6 protein-coding genes are annotated in these 7,568 nt (G+C 66.2%); 2 read left to right on the forward strand and 4 right to left on the reverse strand.

The window, feature by feature from the left end; translation table 11 throughout:
* A partial coding sequence (locus AC1VAN_RS06070) for an alpha/beta hydrolase (protein ID WP_480985458.1) occupies positions 1-505 on the forward strand: 505 nt, incomplete at its 5' end.
* A 19-nt stretch (positions 506-524) separates the two neighbouring features.
* Here AC1VAN_RS06070 and arcD read toward each other — a convergent pair.
* The 4 genes from arcD to AC1VAN_RS06090 all read right to left on the reverse strand — a co-directional run bounded on the left by arcD (position 525) and on the right by AC1VAN_RS06090 (position 6,710).
* Positions 525-1,946 (reverse strand): arginine-ornithine antiporter, encoded by a 1,422-nt coding sequence (gene arcD, locus AC1VAN_RS06075; protein WP_032975055.1) that lies wholly within the window; start codon positions 1,944-1,946, stop codon positions 525-527.
* A gap of 108 nt (positions 1,947-2,054) precedes the next feature.
* Positions 2,055-4,880 carry a TonB-dependent receptor gene (locus AC1VAN_RS06080; RefSeq protein ID WP_480985459.1) on the reverse strand — a complete coding sequence of 942 codons (2,826 nt, stop codon included), beginning with the start codon at positions 4,878-4,880 and terminating at the stop codon, positions 2,055-2,057.
* Between the two features lie 216 nt (positions 4,881-5,096).
* Positions 5,097-5,753 (reverse strand): energy transducer TonB, encoded by a 657-nt coding sequence (locus tag AC1VAN_RS06085; protein ID WP_025879290.1) that lies wholly within the window; start codon positions 5,751-5,753, stop codon positions 5,097-5,099.
* 219 nt (positions 5,754-5,972) lie between these two features.
* Complete coding sequence (locus AC1VAN_RS06090; protein ID WP_025879289.1) at positions 5,973-6,710, reverse strand: SIMPL domain-containing protein; 738 nt, start codon at positions 6,708-6,710, stop codon at positions 5,973-5,975.
* A gap of 130 nt (positions 6,711-6,840) precedes the next feature.
* Here AC1VAN_RS06090 and AC1VAN_RS06095 point away from each other — a divergent pair, with 130 nt between their 5' ends.
* Entirely contained in the window at positions 6,841-7,449 is a 609-nt protein-coding gene (locus AC1VAN_RS06095; RefSeq protein ID WP_480985460.1) for a Maf family nucleotide pyrophosphatase, read from the forward strand.
* The last annotated feature ends 119 nt before the right edge of the window (positions 7,450-7,568 follow it).

Here is a 7,568-nt window from a genome sequence, read left to right on the forward strand (position 1 = left end):
GCCGATGGCCTTGCAGGATGCGCAGCGGGCAATGGGCCTGCTGCGTGCGCAGTCCGCGCGCTGGAAGATCGATCCACAACGGTTGGGCGTGATCGGCTTCTCGGCCGGCGGCCATGTGGTGGCCGGGTTGAGCACGCATGCGCAGCGCAGCTATGCACCGTTGGATGCGGCCGATGTGCAGTCCAGCCGGCCGGATTTCGCGATGCTGCTGTATCCAGGGCATCTCTGGGTACGCAAGGATGATTCGCTGGAAAAAGACATCGTGGTCGATGCAAAGGCGCCGCCGACGTTCATCGTGCAGGCCGCCGATGACCCGACGGACGATGTCCGTCATGCATTGGTCTATCACCGTGCACTGATCGAGGCCGGCGTGCCGGTTGAAATGCATTTGTTCGCGCACGGCGGCCACGCGTTCGGCCTGCGCCTGAAAGATGCGCCGGTGTCGGCATGGCCCAGCCTGGCAGAACGCTGGATGCATGACATCGGCATGCTGACGAAGCACTAGCGTCGGGTGTGGCTCGGCCTTACAAGGTCAGCGCGCCACGGGCGAATGCCACCAGCGTAGCGATCGCCACCACCAGGATCGCGCCGAACAGCACCCATTCCCAGCGCGTGAACACCCGCTCGCCGCGCTGGCGTCGGGTCAACGCGTACAGCACTACGCCCGGCACATACAGCAGTACCGACAGCAGCAGGTTGTCCAGGCCACCGGCATATACCAGCCACAACGCATAGGCGCTGGCCAGCAGCGCGACGATGAAGTCGCGCCAGCGGGCGCCGGCCGCGCTGGCGTATGCCTCGCCCTGCCAGGCCAGCTTCACGCCGAATGCGCTGGACAGGAAGTACGGCACCAGGCTCATCGACGCCGCCAGCAGCACCAGGCTGGTGTAGCTGCCCGAATTGAACAGCACCAGCAGCAGGAACAACTGGATCAGGCCATTACTCAACCACAGCGCATTGGCGGGCACGCCGCGCGCGTTCTCGCGGCCGAGAAAGGCCGGCATCGTGCCATCGCCAGCGGCGGCAAACAGCACTTCGGCGCACAGCAGCACCCACGCCAGCAGCGCGCCCAGTACCGAGATGATCGAGCCGATGATGATCACCGTCGCTCCCCATTCGCCAACGATCGCGCGCAGCACATAGGCCATCGAGGGATTGGGCAGGCCGGCCAGTTCGGCCTGCGACAGCACACCCATCGACAGCAGGCTGACCAGCACCAGCAGCAGCCACACGCCGATGAAGCCGATCACGGTGGCGCGGCCGACATCGGCGCGCCGTGCCGCGCGCCGCGAATAGATGCTGGCACCTTCGATACCGATGAACACCCACACGGTGACCAGCATCATCCCGCGCAGCTGCTGGCCCATGTCGCCCAGCGCGGGAGCGCCGAAGAAGTCGGCGCGGAACACGTCCATGCGGAATGCGCCGGCTGCCAGAATCAGGAACAGCGCGATCGGCACCAGCTTGGCCACGGTGACCAGGCCATTGATGATCGCCGCAGTGCGCAGGCCGCGCAGTACCAGCAGGTGCACGGTCCACAGCAGCAGCGACGATGCGGCGATGGCGGCCGGTGTATTGCCTTCGCCGAACACCGGTGCGAAGTGGCCGAGACCGCTGAAGATCAGTACGAAGAAGCTGGCGTTGCCGAGTACCGAAGCGACCCAGTAGCCCCACGCGGCGGAGAAACCGATGTAGTTGCCGAAGCCTTCGCGCGCATACGCATAGATGCCGGTGTCCAGGTCGGGGCGACGATTGGCCAGGGCCTGGAACACGAAGGCAAGCATCAGCATGCCGGCACCGCTCACCGCCCAGCCGATCAGCGCGGCGGCCGGGCCGGCGCTGCGCGCCACGTTCTGCGGCAGCGAGAAGATGCCGGCGCCCACCATTGAGCCGACCACCAGTGCGGTCAGTGCGGCCAGGCCAAGGCGTTGAGTGGAGGAGGGCATCGCGCCTGTCGCAGGAGAAGGTGCCCCCATGATGGACGCTGACGCGTGTGTAGAAAAGCAAAGGCCCGGGCGTGAGCCCGGGCCTTTGCGGGTGACGCTGCAGCAGGATTACTTGAAGGTGTACTTGGCRCCGACGGTGAAGTAGCGACCAATGGCACCGCTGAAGTGCAGCGGGTTGTAGTTCACGCCACCGTAGGTGGTCGGATCGAGCGGAGCGATGCGATCAAACACGTTGGCCACCGAGGCGTTCAGCTCGAAGGCTTCGGTGATGTTCCAGCGGCCGGACAGGTCGAAGGTGGTGAACGAGGAGATCTTGGTGACGTCGGTACCGTCGGCATAGGAGAACTGGTACGAGCCGTCCGGACCACGGAAGTCCTTGTTGTCCATCTTCGAGATGTAGTTGGCAACGCCGCTGACGCTCCAGTTGCCCTGCTTCCAGGTGGTGCCGAAGTTGATGCGGTCCTTCGGCGTGCCGATRCAGTTGGTCACGTCGCAGTTGCCGTGGGTACCGGCGTAGTCGACGGTGACGTCAGCGTCGGTGCGCTCGAACTTGAGCACGTGGCTCCACTGCAGGTCCATCTCCAGCTGGCCCGGACCGATGTCGAAGGTCTGGCGGATATCAGTGTCGATACCGCGCACGCGGGTGGAGGCCGCGTTGATGTACGCGGTGTTGACCGCCAGGATGCTGCCGGTGCCAGCAATGCCGTTGATCAGGTCGATGTCACGCAGCACGTTGCCGGCGGCGATGGCATCAGCGGTGGCGCCCTGGGCGATTTCGTTGGTGCGCTTGATCTGCCACGCATCGACGGTCAGCGAGGTGCTGGAGGTCGGCTGCAGCACGATGCCGACCGAGTAGCTCTTGGACTCTTCCGGCTTCAGGTCCTTGTTCGGACGGGTGATGATCGCCACCGGCCGCGAGCTGCAGTTGGTGCCGACATCGGCGGCCGGGCTGGCGGCGCAACGCACCGGATCACGGGCGTTGGAGAAGGCAGCCAGGCCACCGTCACCGTTCTCGGCCGGGTTCGGCGCGCGGAAGCCTTCGGCGTAGCTGGCGCGCAGGGCGATCCAGTCTGCCGGGGTCCACTTCACGCCCAGCTTCGGCGTGGCCTTGCCTTCACCGCTTTCGTACTTGTCGTAGCGCATGGCGGCCGACAGTTCCAACTGCTCCAGCACTGGCGCGGACAGCTCGACGTAGCCGGCATACACGTTCTGGGTGCCGTCATAGGCCGAATAGCCCAGGCCGATGATGTCACCCTGGTCGGTGTAGGTCTGCGGGGTCAGGCTGTTGCTGGTCTTGCGCCACTCGGTACCGAAGGCCAGGCCCAGCGGGCCGCCCTTCAGGTCCATCAGGCTGCGCGAGATGGTGAAGTCGAACATGTCCAGGCTGGACTTGGCGCGTGCGCTGATCTGCGGCGAGATGTAGTCGTACAGCGCCTGAGAGTTGAGGTTGGCGTTGTCGCCGATGCGCCACACGCCGCCGGCGCAGTTCGGGTTGCCCAACGCACACTGCACAGCGCTGTAACGCAGGAAGCCGGTGCGCTTGTTGGTCAGGTCGGTGCCCGAGTGCAGGTAGGCGGTGTCGTAGCTCCAGTCACCCCAGTTGCCCTTCACGCCCACCAGCAAGCGGTTGAACTCGTTGGTGTTGTTGGTCACGCGCGGACCGACATCCCATGCCGAATAGCGCAGGCGCGAGGCCTGGCCCTGGATCGGGTTGTCCGGGTGGGTCGGCGACAGCACCACAGCACCCGGACCGCTGCTGGCATTGCGCGGACCTTCCGGGTAGCCCCAGCTGCCGGACACGCCGGACGGGGTGTTGCTGAAGGTGGTTTCCTTCTTCGAGTAGCCGATCTCGGTGTAGACCTCGCCGCCTTCGCCGAAGGCGAAACTGGCACGGCCGAACACGTTGACGTACTTCTCTTCAGGGGTGAGGTCGCGGTACTGCTGGTTCGGATCCCACAGGCAGCCCTGGGCAGCCACTGAAGCGTCGGTCTGGCCACCGATGGTGGTCAGGCCCTGGCAACCCGGCAGCGGAACCAGCTGCGCGGAGGTGCCCGGCGGAACGCGGTCGTCGAACACAGAGCCGTTCGGACCGACGCCGCCGCTGGTGCGGTTATTGAGGTAGGCGCCACCCAGGAACTGGGCATTGTTGCCATAGCCCCACGGACGGATGTCGCCGGTGCCGATCCACTTGCGGTTCTTGYGGTCGCTGATCTTGATCGCGTYGGTCTTGCCGACATCCAGGCTGAAGAACGCATTCCAGCCATCGGTGGCCAGATCGCCGGTACCGGCGGTCAGGGTGGCCTTTTTGGCATTGCCGTCGCCATCACCGGAGGTGCCGTAGGAGGCACGCAGGATGCCGCCCTGGAAGTCGCTGCGCAGGATGATGTTGACTACGCCGGCGATGGCGTCGGAACCGTAGATCGCCGAGGCGCCATCCTTCAGCACTTCCACGCGCTCGACGGCGTCGAGGGGAATGGTGCTGAGGTCGGTGAATACCTTCTGGCCGTCATCGGCCAGGCCATAGGTCGCCATGCGGCGGCCGTTCAACAGCACCAGCGTGGAGCCGGCACCGAGGCCGCGCAGCGAAATGCCTGCGCCACCACCGGCGAAGCCGTTGCCGAAGGTCTTCGGGATCGAACCGGAACCGTCAGCGGTCAGGGTCTGCAGGTACTCGGCCACCGTGGTCTTGCCGGTGCGATCGATTTCCTGGCGGGTCACCACCTGCACCGGCGACGGTGTTTCGGTGTTGGTGCGCGGGATGTTCGAACCGGTGACGGTGATCCGGTCAAGGTTGGTGGCCTGTTCCTGCGCGAATGCAGAAGAGGAAGCCACGGCCCCGGCGAGCAGCAGGGCGCCGCCGGTGAGGATATGGGTGATGGACGTTGCCAGGTGGTTGCGGCGGCGGCTGGCGGGCCGTTGGATCGGGTGTTTCACAGCTTCTCTCCTGACTGGAAAACTCGAGCATTGAGGGCTGTCTCCGGTGTGTCCCGGGACGCGTCAATCTAGGTTTCCGGCAGGTGACGGAGGTGTGAAGTTTTACTAAATTCGTAACGGTTTTCCAACGAAGTTCAAATAACCGGGCAGATTGGCCCTGTTCCGGCCCATTCACCGTTGTGACCGGCCCGGCGTGCGGCCGGGCCGGTCCGTGGCTCAGTCGGGCAGGGAGAACTGCACGGGCACCATGCCGATGGCGGGAACGGCCATGCCATCACGCTCGGCCGGCACGAAACGCCAGTGGCGCAGCACCTGCTGGCGGGCGGCCTGGTCCAGGCTGCGCGAGCCGCTGCTGCGTTCGATGCTGACGTTCACCGGCTGGCCACTGGGGTCCACTTCCACCCGCAGCAGCACCGTGCCCTGTTCGTGATTGCGCAGGGCCTGGATCGGGTAGCTGGGCGGCGGGTTGCTACGGTACTGCAGCTGGGCGCCGGCCAGCGGCGTGGACGGGGCAATGGTCGGCGCAGCCTGCACCGCGGTCGGCTCGGCCGCCGGCAGGATGATGCCCTGGGCCTCCTCGACGGTCGCGGTGGGCGTCGGCAGCGGTGCGGGCACCGGCGTGGCCTGCCGCTTGTGCACCACCTCCACCTTTTCAGGCTCGGTCGGCACCGGCAGCGGCTCGATCGGCTTGGGCTCTTCCCTGGGAATGAACCGTACCGTGGTCTGATCGCGCGGCAGCGCGGTAATGGCCTGGTAGGTCGCCGGGATCAGCAACAACAGGAACGCGAGCAGATGCAGGGCGATGGCCGCACTCCAGGCGGCAACGCGGGCGGGATCGAAGTGCAGGGGTACTACGGGATACGTACGAACCATGGTCCACCTCCATGCCAGTGTCGAAGTCCTCAACGCACCAGGGCCGCCATCGGGGTTGCCGCACGCGGCTGGCAGTCAATCATTAGCGCGCCGCCTCCACCACTGCCTAGAGGCAGGGGCGGCAGCGTTGAGCTGGCCTTCATGTAACGCTGCCGGCACGGCGGCGGTGGAAACGAAAACGGCGCCCCGCAGGGCGCCGTCGGTTGAACGGAAGGAGCCTCAGCGGCCCAGTTCGAACACCACGTCCAGGTTCACCGAGACGGTCGATTCACCCGGGGCGACCGGGGTGGCCTTGTCCATTGCCATGCCGGCAGCCTGCGCACGCATCATCGGCATCGGGCGGAAACCGCCACCGGCGTTCTCGGAGATGCTGACAATGCGGCGCACCTGCAGGCCAAGCGACTTGGCATAGGTCTGGGCACGGGCCTGGGCCTTCTTCAGTGCCGCCAGGCGCGCTTCGTCATAGACCGGCTCGGGCTGGTCGATCTCGAACTGCGGGCCGTTGATCTGGTTGGCGCCCTGCGCGGCCAGCGCGTCCAGCACCTTGCCCAGCTTGGCGATGTCGCGGACCTTCAGGCTGACGGTGTTGCTGGCCTGGTAGCCGGTGATCTTCGGGGCTTCGTTGTCGGCATAGCGGTACTGCGGGTTGAGGCTGACGCCGCTGGTCTGCACGTCGCGCTCGGCGATGCCGGCGGCCTTGATCGCAGCCAGGACCTTGTCCATCTGCTGGGCGTTCTGGCGCATGGCGCTGTTGCCGTCGGCGGCCTGGGTGACCACGCCGGCCGACAGCGTGGCCACGTCCGGCACGCGGGTGGCTTCGGCGTTGGCCGAGATGTTCAGCAGGGTGCCTTCGGCCGCGGCGGCGATCGACGGCGACGACGGGTCGGCATGGGCGGTCATCGAAGCTCCAAGAGCGAGGGACAGGGCAAGCAGCAGCGGGGTGGCGGTGCGACGCATGGGATCTCCTTGTTGTGGCGGTGAGGGTGGTGTCGTAGCGATGAACGCGTTGTGAGTCCGTTCGGGGTTGCAGGCGCCGGGGAAGGATTGTCCGACGATTCAGGTACCGGCGTCAGGTTATGCTGTGTCGATGCTCTATCTTGCTTCCCGCTCCCCCCGACGCAACCAGCTGCTGGCCCGACTCGGACACCCTTTCCAGGCGTTGGACCTGGAGGTTGTCGAGCAGCGCGCGGCCKCTGAAAGTGCCCAGGACTATGTCTGCCGGGTCGCCGCCGACAAGGCGCGCGCCGGCCTGGCACGGGTGCTGGCCGATGACCCGCAGGCGCGGGTGCTGGGCTCGGATACCGAAGTGGTGCTCGATGGCGAAGTATTCGGCAAGCCGGCCAACGCGGCCGACGCGCGGGCGATGCTGGCACGGCTGGCCGGGCGCACCCATCAGGTGATGACCGCCGTGGTGGTGGTGGACGCGCGCGGGCTGGACAGCGAACTGGTTGTTTCCGAGGTCACCTTCGCCGCCATCGAGTCCGCCGACATCGCTGCCTACGTCGCCACCGGCGAGCCGCTGGACAAGGCGGGTGCCTATGCCATCCAGGGCGGTGCCGAGCGCTGGATCGAACACCTTTCCGGCAGCTACTCCGGTGTCATGGGGCTGCCGTTGCTGCATACCGATCGTCTGCTGGCCCGCTGCGGCGTGCTGGCCCCAACTGCTGATGCCGCCAGGGAGGCTGCCGATGTCTGAGGAAATCCTGGTCAATGTGACCCCGCGCGAAACTCGGGTCGCGGTGATCGAGAACGGCATGCTGCAGGAACTGCACATCGAGCGCGGTTGGCGCCGGGGTGTGGTCGGCAACATCTACA

The organism is Stenotrophomonas sp. 05L44_2, from assembly GCF_056665995.1.

Bases quoted from the DNA above. Each gene is read 5' to 3' on its own strand.
- arcD (WP_032975055.1), bottom strand. From the start codon at position 1,946: ATGCCCTCCTCCACTCAACGCCTTGGCCTGGCCGCACTGACCGCACTG.
- AC1VAN_RS06085 (WP_025879290.1), bottom strand. From the start codon at position 5,753: ATGGTTCGTACGTATCCCGTAGTACCCCTGCACTTCGATCCCGCCCGC.
- AC1VAN_RS06090 (WP_025879289.1), bottom strand. From the start codon at position 6,710: ATGCGTCGCACCGCCACCCCGCTGCTGCTTGCCCTGTCCCTCGCTCTT.